This window comes from Phenylobacterium sp. (assembly GCF_016124325.1).
Taxonomy (GTDB): Bacteria; Pseudomonadota; Alphaproteobacteria; order Caulobacterales; family Caulobacteraceae; genus Phenylobacterium.
This window is the reverse complement of record NZ_WGNY01000035.1, coordinates 1-15,108: the sequence shown is the minus strand read 5'-3', so window position 1 is coordinate 15,108 and position 15,108 is coordinate 1. Positions and strand designations below refer to the sequence as shown.

Below are 15,108 nucleotides of genomic sequence, written 5' to 3'. Positions count from 1 at the left end.
TCGCGTCGCGGAAGGCCCCGCCGGTCGGCAGGACGGGATTTGCGGGAAGGAAATGGTCGGAGTGGCAGGATTTGAACCTGCGACCCCCGCGTCCCGAACGCGGTGCTCTACCAGACTGAGCCACACTCCGACGGCAAGGAAGCGCCCATATAGAGGAGGGGCCTTGCCGCTGCAAGCCGGCCTTCGAGGGGGCGTTGCATCCTTGGGTCTGCTGCGCTATTTCCCCCGCTCCCGAGCGCTGCGGCTCTCGGGACGCGCCGTTCCTGCTGGGGGATGGTGTAATGGTAACACTGCGGTTTTTGGTACCGTCATTCTAGGTTCGAGTCCTAGTCCCCCAGCCACGGCCGCCTGAGAGCGGCGTCCCGCGCCCCAGCAACCCAGCATTGATGCGGCAGCCCGTCACACGGGATTCTACTTAAGAGTTCTCCCCGGATTTTCAGCCACCGAATCACTGTGGTTCTTAGTCGTTAACCATAGTGAACACCGGTTGAAGACGGAGGCGGCGGGGGGCCGAGGGACCGTCTCGGCGACGCGGATCGAACCGCCAGCCGCGCCAGTGTTCCAAGGTTGGCGAGGGCGAGTATGGGCGGCAAGGTTTTGGTCATGGACGACGATGCGGCGCTGCTTCGGCTGATGTCGCTGGCGTTCAAGGCCGAGGGGTTTTCGACGGTCTGCGCCGACAACGGCCGCAAGGGCATCCGGATGGCGGCGGCCCACCATCCGGACCTCGTGGTCACCGACATCGTCATGCCCGACATCGAGGGCATCGGCGCGATCCGCGAGATCAAGGGCGCCGGCTGTTCGGCGAAGGTCATCGCCATCTCGGGCGCCGGCCGCGCCCGCGGCGCCGACTACCTGAGCTGGGCCAAACATCTCGGCGCCGACGCCGTGCTGGCCAAGCCGTTCCGCATGTCGGAGCTCATTCAGATTTCCAAGGCGCTTATCGCCGACATCCAACTCAACACTGTACAATCAAGGGGTTAGCGAAATGCACATCCTGCTCGTCGAAGACAATCCGTCCACCGCCAAGAGCGTTCAGATGCTGCTCGGCGGCGAGGGCCACAACGTCTCGATCACCGACTCCGGCGAGGAAAGCCTCGAGCTGGTCGAGCTCTACGAGTACGACGCCATCCTCCTGGACATCGACCTGGACGACATGTCGGGCTTCGAGGTGCTCCGCGCCATGCGGGCCAAGAAGCTGGCGATCCCGGTGATCATGCTGTCGGGCTCCACGGGCGTGGACAGCAAGGTCGCCGCCCTGGCCGCGGGCGCCGACGACTACGTCACCAAGCCGTTCCACAAGTCGGAGCTGTTCGCGCGGATCAACGCGGTGGTCCGCCGCTCGCGGGGCCATACGGACTCGATCATCCGCACCGGCGCCATCGCGCTGAACCTCAACACCCGCAGCGTCGAGGTGGCGGGTACGGCCATCCACCTGACGCCCAGCGAGTACAAGATGCTGGAGCTGCTCTCGCTCAGGAAGAATTCGGTCCTGACGAAGGAGGCCTGCCTCAACTACCTCTACAACGGGATGTCCGAACCCGAGATCAAGATCATCGACGTCTTCATCTGCAAGCTGCGCAAGAAGATCTCCGCGGCGAACGGCGGGGACGCCCAGATCGAGACCGTGTGGGGCGGCGGCTACATGCTGCGCGACGCCTCCAAGTCCGCCTCCACCGCGCAGATCGCGGCCTGAGGCAATACGCCGCTCGGGGAACCTACCTAGGTGAACGCCTCGGGGTGTTATGGAGCCTTGAGTATGCTTCTGATTGCGTTGGCCCCGTAGCGGCTGGTTCCTAAGGACAGGATCGCCAGATGGCATTCGATGGCATTGCGGACAGAGACCAGAAGGTCGCCCTTCGCGTCGCGGACGCGCCCGGACCGATCGCCCAGCAGGGCGCCTGCGCGGTCGCGCACGACCTCAACAACCTGCTGGGCGTGATCCTGGCCGCCAACGAGGCCCTGGCGCGGGACCTGCCCGAGGGGTCGGAGGGCCGTGGGCTGGCCGAGCTCAGCCAGCTCGCCGCGGAGAAGAGCGCCGTGCTTCTCCGGCGCCTGCTCGATGCGTCGGCGCATGACGCGGCGGGCGGCGTCGCGGTCGATGCGATCGAAGCCCTGCAGCGCGTTTCGCGGCTGGCGCGCCTGGCCGCGCCGGGCGTGGCGATCGAGGTGGCCGACGCCGGAGGCGAACGTCGCTGCGCGGCCGACCCGGTCGAGCTGGAACGCGCGCTGCTGAACCTCTGCGCCAACGCGGCCCACGCCACGCCGGCCGGCGGACGGATCGTCCTGTCGGCCGACCTGTCGGAGGTGGCCGGTGTCGAGGCCGCGAGCCTCGGTTTGGCGCCCGGCTCCTATGTGCGCCTTTCGGTGCGGGACAACGGCTCGGGCATGTCGCCCCGCGTGCTGGCGCGGGCGGTCGAGCCCTACTTCACCACCCGCAAGGGGCGCGGCGGCACGGGCCTCGGGCTCGCCGGCGTGCGCGACTTCGCAGCGGCGTCCGGCGGGGTCTTGGCGCTGGTGTCGGAACTGGGCCGCGGGACGACCGCCAGCCTCTATCTGCCGCAGGCCTGAACGCGGGGTTCAGGCGGCCCCGGCGCCCAGTGTGATGCGGATCAGCTCCGAGAGGCTGTCCGCCCGCATCTTCGACATGACGTTGGCGCGATAGATTTCAACGGTCCGCGGGCTGATCGAAAGCCTCGCCGCGATCACCTTGTTGCTGGCGCCCTCCATGATGAGGTCGAGCACTTGCCGCTCGCGGGCCGTCAGGCTCTCGACCCGCCGCACCAGGCGCAGGCGCGCCGCGTTGGCGTCCACCGCTGCGTCGTTGTCCTCCAGGCAGCCGCGCACCGAGCGCAGGAGTTGCTCGCTCTCGTAGGGCTTCTCGATGAAGTCGGCGGCGCCCGCCTTCATGGCGTCGACGGCCCGGCTGACGTCCGCGTGGCCGGTGATCACAATTGTGGGTAGTATGCAGGCCATCGCCTTGAGGGCCTGGATCAGCTCGACGCCGTCCATGCCCGGCATGCGCAGATCGGTGACCACGCAACCCCGCCATTCCGCGTCGTACGTGGCGAGAAGATCGTGGGCCGAAGCGAAGCCCCGGGGCCTCAGGCCATCCGACTTCAGGAGCGCCAGCAGCGAGTCGCGCGCGGCCTCGTCGTCATCGACGACGAACACCGTCCTTTCGCCCGCTGTCGTCACCATCTTCACCTGCCCGCGCCAGTACGAAACAGAAAGCAGCGCCGCCCAGGCGGCTGGGCTGAGCCCAGATCCGACCCCTGTGGTTCTCGACTATAGCATTGGATATTGAAAGGCCTAGGCCCATGCCTTCAGGCTTTGTGCTCGCCAAAGGCTGAAACAGCCGCTCGATGACGCTGGCGTCAACTCCCGGTCCACTGTCCTCTACAGTGGTCAGTATGTTTCCATCCGCGTCGGGCCGAGTTGAAATGCTGACCTGGCGGGCCGGGTACTTGGTCACGGCCTCAATCGCGTTTCGCGCCAAGTTGACCACAAGCTGTTGTATCTGAATGCGATCGGCCATCACGGTATCGTCGCCCTTGTACAGGTCGTAGGTCACGCGGACACCTGCGTCCCGCGCCATCAGCGACACCAGGAAGTCGACCTCCCGGACGATGGCCCCGAGGCTTTCGGGCTTTTGCAGCGTGCCGCCCCGCGTCGCTAAGTCGCGCATGGTCCGGATGATCTCGCCGGCGCGCACGGCCTGGTCTCCGGCACGGGCCACGGCGTCGATCAGATCGTCATCCTCGAGCTCGAGATTGGCGATGAGCGTGCGTGCAGCGCGCAAGTAGTTGGCGACCGCAGACAACGGCTGGTTGAGCTCGTGCGCCAGGACCGAAGCCATCTCGCCCATCGAGTTGAGGCTCCAGACCTGGGTGAGCTGGGCCCGCATCTCGGCCAGCCGGTTCTCGGCCTCGGCGAAGGTGGTGAGGTCGCGGATCACCACGGTGAAGAACCGCTGGTCGCCCGTGCGCGCCTCGCCGACCCTCAGCTCGACCGGGAACTCCGATCCGTCCTTGCGCAGGCCCGTGGCGTCTCGGGTGCTGCTGACCGCGCCGGTCTCGTCGGCGCCGGCCACGCGCGCGGGAAGGCCGTCGGCCCCCTCGGCCTGGGCGGCGGAAGTGATCGTCGAGATGTTCCGGCCGACCGCGTCGGCGGAGGTCCAGCCGAAGAGCCGCTCAGCGGCCTGGCTGAAGCTGTGGATCACGCCCTGGCCGTCGATCACCACCACCGCATCGGGCATGGTGGCCAGGCTGGATTCCAGCAGGGTCTGCCGGTCGCGCAGGCGCGCGGCCTGGGCCTCGGCCGCCTGGCGATCCGCGCCGAGCCGCCGCAGCGCCACCGCCGCGCCGACGCCGATGATGACGATCAGGCCGGTGTGGATCGCGCGTTCCGCAAGGGGCTCGGCCGCGTCGAGCCAGAACTGCCCGCCCGCAAGGACCGCCGTCGCGACAAGCGTCGGACCCGCGCCGCCGAAACCGGCGCACGCCAGCAGGGCGAGTACGCCCAGCAGGTCGACCGCATGCGTGAAGGCCGGGCGCATGAACGCCTGCGCCGCCAGTGCGGCGGCCGAGGCGACGATCGCCAGGATCAGGCCCCCTGCGGTTCCCCCCGCCGGGCCAGACTTCCACACTGCGGTTGTGCTCTTTCCCGTCCACAACCCAGTCATGTACTTCGACTTTTTGCCGGCCCCGCCCGGCGCTTAAGAGTTCAGCAGATTTCGGAGTTCAAGCAAATACGTAGACATACATAAGGGCTAACCAAAGCGCGGCTCGCCGCCTCTTCAAGCGTATGCCAGCGCTGACCTTAGCGGATGATCGCGAAGACTTGTGTCAGCCGCCCGACAATCTGAGGCCGGGCGCGTCGGGCGGGAGTGAATCGCCGCCGTTCAGCGCTTTCTGCATCCAGACGATGTCGACCCAGCGGCCCAGCTTGTAGCCGAAGCTGCGCCCGACGCCGGCGTCCACGAAGCCCAGCGCCCGATGCAGCCCGATCGATCCGGCGTTCCGGGAGTCGCCGATCACCGCCACCACCTGCCGCATGCCAGCCGCCTCGCAGGCCTCCAGCACCTTCGACAGCACCGCGCGTCCCACGCCGCGGCCCTTGGCCTCGGGCGCCACATAGACGCTGTCCTCAACGGTGTAGCGATAGCCCGGCCGCGGGCGGAACGGACCTGCGTAGGCGTAGCCCAGCACGCGGCCGTCGGCCTCGGCGACCACGAAGGGCAGGCCCAGCCCCTGGATGTCTCGGCGGCGGGTCTCCATCCAGGCCGCGTCGGGCGGGACGGTCTCGAAGGTGCCGAAGCCGTTCAGCACCGCGTCGGCGTAGATCGCCGCCAGCGCCTCGGCGTCGGCTTCGGTCGCGGGGCGGACGATCATGCCGGCTTCCATCCTTCGTCCAGGGCCCAGATGGCGAAGGCGTAGTCGAGCGCGATCTCCTTCAGGAAGTCGAAGCGGCCCGAGGCGCCGCCGTGGCCGGCCTCCATGTTGATCTTGAGCAGGATCGGGGCCTCGCCGGTCGTGAAATCGCGCAGCCTCGCCACCCACTTGGCCGGCTCCCAGAAGGTGACGCGCGGGTCCGAGAGCCCGCCCGTGGCCAGGATCGGCGGATAGGCCTGGGCGCTCACCTGGTCGTAGGGGCTGTAGCCGGCGATGCGGTCGTAGGCGGCCGGGTCCTCGATGGGGTTGCCCCACTCGGGCCACTCCGGCGGCGTCAGGGGCAGGGAGGTGTCGCTCATGGTGTTCAGCACGTCGACGAACGGCACCGCCGCGATGATCGCGCCCCACAGGTCGGGCCGCAGATTGGCGACCGCGCCCATCAGCATGCCGCCGGCCGAGCCGCCGTAGGCCGCGATCCGGCCCTTCGCCGCATAGCCCTCGCCGATCAGGTGTTCGGCGCAGGCGATGAAGTCGGTGAAGGTATTGGTCTTCTTCTCCTTGCGCCCGTCGAGGAACCAGCCCCAGCCCTTGTCCGAGCCGCCCCGGATGTGCGCCGTGGCCCAGATCCAGCCGCGGTCCACGAGGCTGAGGTTGCGGATCGAGAAGCTGGGCTCCATGGCGTGACCGTAGCTGCCGTAGCCGTAGAGCAGCACCGGCGCCGAGCCGTCCTGCGGCGTGTCCTTCAGCATCAGCAGGGTGACCGGCACCTCGGCGCCGTCGGCCGCCTTCGCCATCAGGCGGCGCGCCACATACCGCGACGGATCGTGGCCCGACGGCACCTCCTGAGTCTTGCGCAGGGTGCGCTCCCGGCTGGCCATGTCGTAGTCGAACCACTGCCGCGGCGTGGTGGGCGACTGGTAGACGAAGCGGGTGAGCGTGGTCTCGTACTCGTAGCCGCCCTCGAGGTTCAGGGCGTAGGCCTCCTCGTCGAAGGCGACGACGTGTTCGTCGCCGTCGCGGGCCATCACCACCAGCCGGTCCAGGGCGTTGACCCGTTCGGCGCGGACGAGGTGGCCGGCGAAGGCCGCGAAGCCGGTGATGTAGCGGCCGGGCTGGTAGGCCACCCAGTCGGTCCAGGTCGCCTTGGCCGGAACCGCCGCTGTGGAGACGCAGAGCTTGAAGTCGACGGCCCCGTCGTCGTTGGTGCGGATCACCCAGCGGTCGCCCCAGTGGTCCAGGCCGTACTTCACCCCCACCCGGCGCGGCTCGGCCACCGCCGGCTCGGCGGTCGGGTCGGTCGCCGGGATCAGCCGCAGCTCGGTGGTCTCCTGGTTGCCGATGTGGATCAGGATGTGGCTGTCGTCGGCCGCGACGCCGACGCCCAGGAACATGCCGTCGTCCGGCTCCTCGTAGACCAGCGCGTCCTCGCCGCCGCGCGCCGGGCGACGGAAGACCTTGGCGGGCCGCGCGTTCTCGTCGCGCCAGATCCAGAACAGCCACTTCGAATCCGGCGAGAAGCAGAAGTCGCCGTAGGCGCTCTCGATGGGCGCGCCGATCTCGGCGCCGGTCGCCAGGTCCTTCACCCGGATCGCGTAGTACTCGCTGCCCTGCTCGTCGGCGGCCCAGGCGAAGAGGGCGTGGTCCGGGCTGTGGCTGGCGGCGGCCACGTGGAAATAGGCCTTGCCCTTGGCCAGCGCCTCCTCGTCGAGCAGCACCTCCTCGCCGTCGTCGCGCCCGCGTGGGCGGCGCCCGTGCAGGGGATGTTCGGCGCCCTTGGCGTAGCGGACGTAGTAGTCCCAGGGCCCGTCGGGAGAGGGGACGGAGCTGTCGTCCTCCTTGATGCGCCCCTTCATCTCGGCGAACAGCGTGGCCTGCAGCTCTTCCGTCCCGGCCAGCACCGCCTTGGTGTAGGCGTTCTCGGCCTCGAGGTGCTCGCGGATGTCGGCCCGCAGCGCCTTGGGATCGCGCAGCACCTGCTGCCAGCCCTCGTCCTTCATCCAGGCGTAGTCGTCGACCCGCACGCGGCCGAGCTGTTCGATGCGGTGCGGGACCTTGGCGGCGACGGGGGGCTTGGGGGCGCTCATGCCCCGCTAGATGCGACGGCGGCGTGCGCCGCTCAAGCGTGACGACGCTGAGCCTGGGATCGAGCGGGCGTGGGACACCTTGCGCGCTCTGTCAGTGGGTCATAATGTTCTCATTTTGTTCTTTACCTTCTGGCCGTCTTCGGATAGGTTTACGCGCGGTGCGGGGGCGATGGTTCTGCGATGCCGCGCAACAATCAATGCTTCCGAAGGGGCGGTGTAGATGCGGCTGAGCGACGACTTGGACGGCAAGGACTGGCAGCGAATTCGTCGGGCTCAACTCTTTCGACCGCAAGAGGCAGGACGCGTCTCCGGCTTGCTGTCCGACGACATGGATATGGAGACGTGGCAGCGCACGCGAACGGCGCAGGCCGGCGGTGGCGCAGCTTCAGCGAATCTAACGAGCGGCGAACCGGGGCCTGCGGTCGACCAGTTCAATGTCGACCGTGATTTCCTGGCCGAGCGGGAGGGTGCGCGTCGGAAAATGTACGTCCCGACCGACAAGGAGGGGCGTGTCATTGGCGACAGCGGGCCGACGATCGGAGTGGGCGTGGATCTTGGCCGCAAGGACACCGCTTATCTGAGGGCTCTGGGGCTCCGCCCGGAGCTGGTGGACCAACTGGCGCCCTATACCGGCAAAAGGCGGGACGTGGCGCTGCAGTACGTCCAGGAAAATCCGCTGGTGCTCTCGGAGCAGGACTACAAATCGCTCAACGCGGCGGTCCAGGATCGGGAACTGCGGAAGCTCGCGTCCAAGTTCGATGCGGTCTCGCAGGTGGGGCCGTTTTCCAAGCTCCCGCGCGACACGCAGACGGCGATCGGCAGTCTCTATTTCCAGTATGGGACGGATGCGCCGGACAAGGCGGCTCCGAATTTTTGGCGTCAGATCACGGCGGGCGACTGGGATGGCGCCTACCATAATCTGAAGAAATTCGGTGACGCCTATCAGCCGCGACGTGACAAAGAGGCGGGGCGATTGGTCTACGACATCCTTTCGGCGAACCTGCCTCGGCCGAAATCTTGACCCTCGATGAGGAGAAGCTTCGCATGAATGGTTGGGGAATGTGGTGCTGCTAGCCGCAGTTGTTCTTGCAGGGGCAGTGACAGCAACCGCTCCTGAATGTGGCCTCGCTCACCTTGAGCTGTGCCGCGACACGAACGTTTTGGTTTGGCGGCGGCCTTTTGTGCGCGCGGTGCGGGCGTTCGTAGGTTCTGGCCGAGCCAGCTATCTGTATCACGGCTCTGTCGCCGACCAGCAGATGGAGGTGCTGGGCGGTCCGCCGGACGATCCCCAACGCATCGGAGCACGCTACCGGTTCACCGCTTGTCGTCATCACTCCTGCGACGAGAAGGGCGCCGCGGTTCTGGAACCGGACGGCCGGGTCGTCGCGACGGCGATCCTTCACACCCGGTGCCTTGAGCCGAAGCCGCCGGGCGGCTGTTCGGACCATGCGGTCCTGACCCTATTCGTCCGCAATCCTGCGCGTGAGGCGCCCGTGATTGAGAATCTCACCGCCTGGGCCAAGGGCGAAATGCTGCGGTATGAGACACTGGAGCGAGTGGAGGTTTACGCCGCCGGGGACGGTGCGCCTAAGCGCGTATCCGTGACGATGCTCGCACACGAATAACGGCTCCCTGGGCGTCGCCGAACGGACTTCCACCTGCGCGAGTCGCGCTGCTCGCGTTCTGCTCAAGCACTGTTGATGCGCCGCGTGCGTCGATCCGCCGCCTGCGCGGTCATGCCGGCTTGTTGGCGAAAGTCGTCCGTGATTCACTGTTTGCACATCGAGATCGCGCACAGAAAGACGCGAAGGGTACAGTGTTACGGGGGCCGCTATGGCCATGGATCTTGCTGTCGAGCTGATCCAGGCGACTGTTCAGCTTGAACAGCCGCTCGGCGACGGCACGCGCACCGTCGGAACCGGCTTCCTGATCTCGGCGCCGGGGCCGGACGGCCAGTCGCGCACGGTGCTGATCACCGCCAACCACGTCTTCGAGAAGATGCCGGGCGCCAAGGCGCGCATTGGCTACCGAATCTCCAATCCCGACGGCTCGTGGAGCTACTCGCCCCAGTCGCTGAAGATCCGCGACGACGAGGGCCACGAGCTGTGGACCCATCACCCCAGCCGCGATGTGGCGGCCATCACCATCAAGGCGCCGCCCGAGTTCGCCAAGGCGGCCCTGCCCGAAGGCTACCTGGCCGCCGACGACACCTTCGGCGCCTACCAGGTCAATCCGGGCGACGAGATGATGGCGCTGGGCTTCCCGCGCGGCCTGTCGGCCAACGCCGCGGGCTTCCCGATCCTGCGGTCGGGCCGGGTGGCTTCGTATCCGCTGGCGCCGGCCAATGTGTTCCCCACCTTCCTGCTCGACTTCGCCGTCTTCCCGGGCAACTCGGGCGGGCCGGTGTTCGTGAACCGGCCCGAGCCGGCGCAAGGGGTGGTGCAGGCCTCGACGCCCGCCTCGCCGGACGGCGGCGTTCCGAAGGGCGGCTTCATCGCCGGCCTGCTGACCCAGCAGGTGGAGCTGAACAGCGAGCGGCTGGAGATCGGCATCGTCACCCACGCGAAGTACATCCGCGAGACGATCGACCTGCTGCAGAACCCGCTGGCGCCCTCGACGGTGGCCGAAGCGCCCGCGCCGGTGGCCGGCGCGCGGACGGCGGCGGCCGAGGAAGCGGTTCCCGACTAGCGTCCGCCGGCCTCCCGCCCGGGAATCTACGCGTTCGTGCGGCCGAGCGGCGGAAGCTCGCCGCGGCTGACGGCGATGCCGAGTTGCAGGCTCTCGGCGATCATCTCGGCCCGGGCCTCGAAGAGCGCGGCGGCCGGGGGCGGGCAGACCTCGGCGGCCGTCTCGCGGAAGAGGGCGAGCCAGCGGGCGAAGTGGTCGGGCCCGATGTCGGGGATCGCGACGTGCACGGGCATCGGGCGGCCTTTGAAGCGGCCCGTCATCAGCATCACCGACGACCAGAAATCGCAGAGCTTGGCGAGGTGCGCGTCCCACCAGTCGCCGATGGCGGCCTCGAAGATGGGGCCGAGGACGGGATCGCGCCTCACCTTGGCGTAGAACGCCGGCACGAGGCGGCCGATCATCTCCTCCGTCACGCCGACGGCGACGCCGGGACCGATGCGTGGCCGCGGCTCCATCAGGCGGCGTCGCGCCAGTCGGCCGTGGCCTTCGGCCATGCCGCGGGGACCGGCCCTCCGGCGTCGCCGTCGGATCGAGCGCCTCCGCGCCGCCGCCTGGAGCGAAGCGCTCCGGCCAAGGCCAGGAGACCGCGGCGGACGATGGTCCGCAGGCGAGCAGCCCCTCCGCGCGGGGCGGCGCTGTCGACGATACGGGCTGAGAGGGTCATTGGGCCAAGCCTCCAGCGTCAGCACCGAAGCGAAGCTGACTTCGAGCTAGATAGGCCGCCCCCTGCCGCGCCGACATTCCGAACGCGCACATAGGGGAATTTACGTAGGCTCAGCCCTGGCCGCGGGGCTTGAAGACGTATTCCAGCTTCAGTCCGTCCGGGTCGGCGAAGAACACCGCGTAGTAGCCGTCGCCATAGCGCGGATAGTCGGCGGGCGGGTCCAGGACCTCGGCGCCGATCTCCCGCAGGAGCGCATGCAGCGCATCGACGTCGTCGCGGCTCTCGGCGTTCCAGGCCACGTGGTGCAGCCCGGGCGAATAGCGGTCGTGGGGCCGCGCGGCGTTCGGCCCCTCGGCCTTCATGATCCCGATGGAGCAGAAGCCGTCCGGGCCGCCGCGATCGAAGTCGTAGCCGCGCGCGTGGGCGGCGACCTCGCGATAGCCCATGAACCCCAGGACCGCCGCGTAGAAGCCGCGGCTGGCCTGGGGATCGCGCACGGTGAGGTCCAGGTGGTGGATCGCCCCGCGCATCGGCTGGCGTCAGGCGCCGTAGACCACCGAGATCGTCTCGGCGATGCAGGCCGGCTTGGCCTCGCCTTCGATCTCGATCGTGCATTCGTTCTTGATCTGCATGCCGCCGGCCTTGGGCTCGGCGCCGATCAGCTTCTGGCGCAGGCGCACGCGCTTGCCGACGCGCACCATGTTGATGAAGCGCACCTTGTCCGAGCCGTAGTTGATGCCGCGGGTCACGCCCTTCACCGGCATCAGGCCGGCCGACAGGAAGGGGATCAGCGAGAGGGTGAGGTAGCCGTGGGCGATCGGACCGCCGATCTCCTTGGTGGCGCGCTCGACGTCGACGTGGATCCACTGATGGTCGCCGGTGGCGTCCGCGAACAGGTTCACACGCTCCTGGGTGATCTCCAGCCAGTCGGACACGCCGACCTCCTGGCCGACCAGTCCGGGCAGGTCCTTGAATTCCACCGGGTTCATCGCTCGCTCCCTCGTGTGTGCGGTTGAGAGCCTCTAGCATCTGTTCGGGCCAGGGCAAGGCGGACGCAGCGTCAGTGGGCGAGATCGCCGGCCGGCTCCGGCGCCGCCCCGACGCCGGGCCGATCCGCGCCGGGTTCGGCGCATGAAAAATGGATGCTCACGGTCAGGTTCAGCCGGTGGGTGAAAACTCGCCCTGGTGGTGTAACATGCCCTGTCAAGGCGAATTCCTTGGTGTGTGACATGCCGCACTGCTCAATCTGGGTACGATGAGCATCGAACTTCGAGGGTCATGCGAGTTGGCTCCCGAGAGTGTTCGGGCTTGCTTCCGGGCCGCTTGCCGCTTCGTGCTGCGCGGCGTCGCGGGCCATGTCGATGCGAGCGGCGGCGACGCCACCGCCGCCTTCGTCATGCTGGCGGTGATGAGCGCCAACCTCGACCACATCGATGAGGATCGCGAACTGGCGCGGCGATATGCGCGGTTCAGCACGCCGGTGCCCGAGGAGGAGCGCCGGCCGGTGTCGGCGCTCGCCGTGGCCGCGCGCCTGGGCCTGCCGCGTGAGACGGTGCGCCGGAGACTGGCCGATCTGGTCGCCATGGGCCGTTGCGTCCGCGAGGACGGCGGCTTCCACGTGCCCACCCGCGTGCTGGCGACGGCCGAGCGCCGCGAGGTGGCGCTGCTGAACTTCGCCGCGGTGCGCCGCCTGCGACGCGACCTCCTGGCGGAGGCGCCCGATGCGTCCTGGCCGCAGCGCGGGCCGGCGGACGAGGTGCTGGACGAGGGAGACGATCCGCCGACCCGGATCGTCAGCCGCCACTCGTCCAACTTTGCGCTCGACTTCATCCATCACCTGGTCGTGCTGACCGGCGGCCACGAGGACGCCGTCGCCTACATGGCCGTGGTGGAGGCGACTTGGCGCGGGCCCGCCTCAGACGAGAGCGCGGCCTTGCCCGGACTGACGATCGCCCAATCCATCGACCGCCCGACGGAGAGCGTGCGCCGCCGCATGACCCACCTCGTGAAGCGCGGCCTGATCGCCCGCACCGAACGGGGCTTCATCGCCCGGCACGAGCCGCACCTGGAGCCGCCGATCCAGGCGGCCAGCCTGGCGACCGTCGCCACGCTGCAGAACCTCTTCGCTCGCCTGGCCCGGCACGGCGTCTACCTGGACTGAGCCGAACCTCAGACGATGCGGCTGCCTTCCTTGCCCCAGTAGGCGTCGCGGATCAGGCGCTTGTAGAGCTTGCCGGTCGGGTGGCGCGGAAGCTCCTGCATGAAGTCGAGCTGGCGCGGGGCCTTCACGTGGCTGAGGTTGGCGCGGGCGAAGGCCATCAGCTCGTTGCGCAGCTCGTCCCCGGCCTCGGCCCAGTCGGCCGGCTGGATGACCGCCACGACCTTCTCGCCCATCTCCTCGTCCGGCGCGCCCACCACGGCCACGTCGGCGACCTTGGGGTGGGTGACGAACAGGTTCTCGATCTCCTGCGGGTAGATGTTCACGCCGCCCGAGATGATCATGAAGCTCTTGCGGTCGGTGAGGTAGAGGTAGCCCTCCTCGTCCACCCAGCCCACGTCGCCCAGCGTGGTCCAGCCGTGCTTGTTGCGGGACTCGGCGGTCTTCTTGGGGTCTCCGTGGTACTCGAACTCGCCGCCGCCGGCGAAGAAGACGAGCCCCTCGGCGCGCGGCGGCAACGGTTCGCCGTCCTCGTCGCAGATCTTCACCTGGGCGGTCATGCCCCGGCCCACCGAGCCCTTGTGCTCCAGCCACTCGGGCGAGGAGATGGCGCAGAAGCCGTTGCCTTCGGTGCCGGCGTAGTACTCGTGGATGATCGGGCCCCACCAGGCGATCATCTGCTCCTTGACCGGCACGGGGCAGGGGGCCGCGGCGTGGAACACCGCCTTCAGCGACGACAGGTCGTGGCGGGCGCGGGCTTCCTCGGGCAGCTTCAGCATGCGCACGAAGTGGGTCGGCACCCACTGGGCCGAGGTGACCTTGTACTTCTCGATGAAGGCCAGCGCGTCCTCGGCGTTGAAACGCTCCATCATCACCACGGTCCCGCCCAGGGCGTGGACGGCCATCGACCAGCCCAGCGGGGCGGCGTGGTAGAGGGGCGCGGGCGACAGATAGACCGTGTCGGGGGTCCAGCCGTAGAGCGCCTGGCCCATCATGGTCAGCCCGTTGACGGCGTCGATGGCCGGGTCGAGGGCGCCGGCGCGCTTGACGCCCTTGGGCCGGCCGGTGGTGCCGGACGAATAGAGCATGGCCTGGCCGGCGGTCTCGTCGCCGATCGGCGTGGTGGGGAAGGCGGCGCGCGCGTCCTCGAAGCTCTCGAACGGGGCCTCGGCGCCGCCCACCATGTAGAGCTTCACGCCGGGGATCAGCGGGGCGACCTCGTGGGCCGCGTCGGCCAGCGCCGCGGACGTTACGAACACCTTGGCGTTGCAGTCCTTGACGATGTACTCGACCTCGCCGGCCGTCAGCTTGGACGACAGGCAGGTGAAGCGCAGGCCCGAGCGCTGGGCCGCCCAGAGCAGCTCGTAGTAGCGCGGGTTGTTGTCGAGGAAGTAGGCGACGGCGTCGCCCGGCTTCAGCCCGAGCGAGCGGAACAGGTGCGCGCCCTGGTTCGACCGGGCGTCGAGCTCGCCATAGGTCACCGTCTCGCCGGAGTAGGCCATGATGAACGCCGGCTTGTCCGGGTTGGCCGCCGCATGAACCTTCGGATGCATGGACCCTTCACTCCCTTGGGCGGCGAGGCGTCGCCGCCGTTTTGCGCCCATTGCGGGTCTTGACCTAACGGGCGTCAAGCCGCGCGAGCGCCGGCGTCGCTTCCAGGCGTCATCCCGGTTTGGGGGCGGCCCAGGACCGGGACCCATTCGTGGTGAGGTCGGAGGCCGCGCGGGGCGGCTCCGTGGGTTTGCCTGGACGATCAGGTGTTCATGGGTCCCGGTCTTCGGCCGTTGGCCGAAACCGGGATGACACGCGGGGGGGTGGGCTACCAGCCGGAGCCGCCGGGGTAGCGGGCGCCGGGCGGGGCGCGTTCCCAGGGCATCAGGTAGGGCGTGGGCGATTCTTCGTCAGAGGGGGGCTCGACGGGCGGGGATGCTGGGTCCCGGGTCTCCGCTTCGCTCCGCCCGGGATGACGGGGGTGGAGGGAGGCCCCCTCCGTCGTCCCGGCTTGGGGCCGGGACGCCACCTCCCCCGCTTCGGCGGGGGAGGAGCGGGTGGTGCGGACAGGCTCCTCCCCCGTGACCACGGGGGAGGTGGCGCGCAGCGCCGGAGGGGGCTTCAGGCGCT

Annotated in this window: 15 protein-coding genes and 2 tRNA genes; 8 read left to right on the top strand and 9 right to left on the bottom strand. The window is 68.7% G+C overall.

Annotated features, from left to right (window positions below; genetic code table 11):
- Positions 1-53 precede the first annotated feature (53 nt).
- Positions 54-130 (bottom strand) — tRNA-Pro (locus tag GC203_RS19320).
- Between the two features lie 137 nt (positions 131-267).
- Here GC203_RS19320 and GC203_RS19315 point away from each other — a divergent pair.
- From GC203_RS19315 to GC203_RS19300, 4 genes are all read left to right on the top strand, one after another.
- A tRNA-Gln gene (locus GC203_RS19315) sits at positions 268-341 on the top strand.
- Between the two features lie 262 nt (positions 342-603).
- Positions 604-984, top strand: coding sequence for a response regulator (locus tag GC203_RS19310; protein WP_293458048.1), 381 nt, complete (start codon positions 604-606; stop codon positions 982-984).
- Between the two features lie 4 nt (positions 985-988).
- A complete protein-coding gene (locus GC203_RS19305) occupies positions 989-1,696 on the top strand; it encodes a response regulator transcription factor (protein WP_293458046.1) in 708 nt (235 codons plus the stop codon).
- A gap of 119 nt (positions 1,697-1,815) precedes the next feature.
- Positions 1,816-2,571 (top strand): ATP-binding protein, encoded by a 756-nt coding sequence (locus GC203_RS19300; protein WP_293458044.1) that lies wholly within the window; start codon positions 1,816-1,818, stop codon positions 2,569-2,571.
- A 9-nt stretch (positions 2,572-2,580) separates the two neighbouring features.
- Here GC203_RS19300 and GC203_RS19295 read toward each other — a convergent pair whose 3' ends face one another.
- From GC203_RS19295 to GC203_RS19280, 4 genes are all read right to left on the bottom strand, one after another.
- The gene (locus tag GC203_RS19295; protein ID WP_293458042.1) at positions 2,581-3,174 is read right to left on the bottom strand and encodes a response regulator; all 594 of its coding nucleotides are present in this window, start codon (positions 3,172-3,174) and stop codon (positions 2,581-2,583) included.
- Positions 3,158-4,648: a PAS domain S-box protein gene (locus GC203_RS19290; protein ID WP_293458040.1), complete on the bottom strand. Its 1,491-nt coding sequence runs from the start codon at positions 4,646-4,648 to the stop codon at positions 3,158-3,160. Before GC203_RS19290 ends, GC203_RS19295 begins: the two co-directional genes overlap by 17 nt.
- A gap of 199 nt (positions 4,649-4,847) precedes the next feature.
- Positions 4,848-5,393 (bottom strand): GNAT family N-acetyltransferase, encoded by a 546-nt coding sequence (locus GC203_RS19285; protein ID WP_293458038.1) that lies wholly within the window; start codon positions 5,391-5,393, stop codon positions 4,848-4,850.
- Positions 5,390-7,477, bottom strand: coding sequence for a S9 family peptidase (locus tag GC203_RS19280; RefSeq protein ID WP_293458037.1), 2,088 nt, complete (start codon positions 7,475-7,477; stop codon positions 5,390-5,392). The genes GC203_RS19285 and GC203_RS19280 overlap by 4 nt, the downstream gene beginning before the upstream one ends.
- 220 nt (positions 7,478-7,697) lie before the next feature.
- On the opposite strand from GC203_RS19280, the gene GC203_RS19275 reads away from it, so the two are divergent.
- From GC203_RS19275 to GC203_RS19265, 3 genes are all read left to right on the top strand, one after another.
- Complete coding sequence (locus GC203_RS19275) at positions 7,698-8,498, top strand: pesticin C-terminus-like muramidase (protein WP_293458035.1); 801 nt, start codon at positions 7,698-7,700, stop codon at positions 8,496-8,498.
- 43 nt (positions 8,499-8,541) lie between these two features.
- Complete coding sequence (locus tag GC203_RS19270; protein WP_293458033.1) at positions 8,542-9,102, top strand: hypothetical protein; 561 nt, start codon at positions 8,542-8,544, stop codon at positions 9,100-9,102.
- A gap of 208 nt (positions 9,103-9,310) precedes the next feature.
- Positions 9,311-10,165 carry a trypsin-like peptidase domain-containing protein gene (locus GC203_RS19265; RefSeq protein WP_293458032.1) on the top strand — a complete coding sequence of 285 codons (855 nt, stop codon included), beginning with the start codon at positions 9,311-9,313 and terminating at the stop codon, positions 10,163-10,165.
- Positions 10,166-10,191: 26 nt separating this feature from the next.
- Here GC203_RS19265 and GC203_RS19260 read toward each other — a convergent pair whose 3' ends face one another.
- The 3 genes from GC203_RS19260 to GC203_RS19250 form a co-directional block, all read right to left on the bottom strand.
- Positions 10,192-10,659, bottom strand: coding sequence for a group III truncated hemoglobin (locus GC203_RS19260; RefSeq protein WP_293458031.1), 468 nt, complete (start codon positions 10,657-10,659; stop codon positions 10,192-10,194).
- 280 nt (positions 10,660-10,939) lie between these two features.
- Positions 10,940-11,359 carry a VOC family protein gene (locus GC203_RS19255; RefSeq protein WP_293458030.1) on the bottom strand — a complete coding sequence of 140 codons (420 nt, stop codon included), beginning with the start codon at positions 11,357-11,359 and terminating at the stop codon, positions 10,940-10,942.
- 9 nt (positions 11,360-11,368) lie between these two features.
- Positions 11,369-11,818 carry a MaoC family dehydratase gene (locus tag GC203_RS19250; protein WP_293458029.1) on the bottom strand — a complete coding sequence of 150 codons (450 nt, stop codon included), beginning with the start codon at positions 11,816-11,818 and terminating at the stop codon, positions 11,369-11,371.
- 344 nt (positions 11,819-12,162) lie between these two features.
- Between GC203_RS19250 and GC203_RS19245 the strand changes: the two genes are divergently transcribed.
- Positions 12,163-12,990 (top strand): hypothetical protein, encoded by an 828-nt coding sequence (locus GC203_RS19245; RefSeq protein ID WP_293458028.1) that lies wholly within the window; start codon positions 12,163-12,165, stop codon positions 12,988-12,990.
- A gap of 8 nt (positions 12,991-12,998) precedes the next feature.
- On the opposite strand, the gene GC203_RS19240 is transcribed toward GC203_RS19245, so the two are convergent.
- Positions 12,999-14,540 (bottom strand): acyl-CoA synthetase, encoded by a 1,542-nt coding sequence (locus GC203_RS19240; protein WP_293458026.1) that lies wholly within the window; start codon positions 14,538-14,540, stop codon positions 12,999-13,001.
- Positions 14,541-15,108 lie beyond the last annotated feature (568 nt).

Excerpts from the sequence above, each read along its gene's own strand:
- GC203_RS19310 (WP_293458048.1), top strand. The coding sequence starts at position 604 with ATGGACGACGATGCGGCGCTGCTTCGGCTGATGTCGCTGGCGTTCAAG.
- GC203_RS19305 (WP_293458046.1), top strand. The coding sequence starts at position 989 with ATGCACATCCTGCTCGTCGAAGACAATCCGTCCACCGCCAAGAGCGTT.
- GC203_RS19300 (WP_293458044.1), top strand. The coding sequence starts at position 1,816 with ATGGCATTCGATGGCATTGCGGACAGAGACCAGAAGGTCGCCCTTCGC.
- GC203_RS19285 (WP_293458038.1), bottom strand. The coding sequence starts at position 5,393 with ATGATCGTCCGCCCCGCGACCGAAGCCGACGCCGAGGCGCTGGCGGCG.
- GC203_RS19280 (WP_293458037.1), bottom strand. The coding sequence starts at position 7,477 with ATGAGCGCCCCCAAGCCCCCCGTCGCCGCCAAGGTCCCGCACCGCATC.
- GC203_RS19275 (WP_293458035.1), top strand. The coding sequence starts at position 7,698 with ATGCGGCTGAGCGACGACTTGGACGGCAAGGACTGGCAGCGAATTCGT.
- GC203_RS19265 (WP_293458032.1), top strand. The coding sequence starts at position 9,311 with ATGGCCATGGATCTTGCTGTCGAGCTGATCCAGGCGACTGTTCAGCTT.
- GC203_RS19260 (WP_293458031.1), bottom strand. The coding sequence starts at position 10,659 with ATGGCCGAAGGCCACGGCCGACTGGCGCGACGCCGCCTGATGGAGCCG.
- GC203_RS19255 (WP_293458030.1), bottom strand. The coding sequence starts at position 11,359 with ATGCGCGGGGCGATCCACCACCTGGACCTCACCGTGCGCGATCCCCAG.
- GC203_RS19250 (WP_293458029.1), bottom strand. The coding sequence starts at position 11,818 with ATGAACCCGGTGGAATTCAAGGACCTGCCCGGACTGGTCGGCCAGGAG.
- GC203_RS19240 (WP_293458026.1), bottom strand. The coding sequence starts at position 14,540 with ATGCATCCGAAGGTTCATGCGGCGGCCAACCCGGACAAGCCGGCGTTC.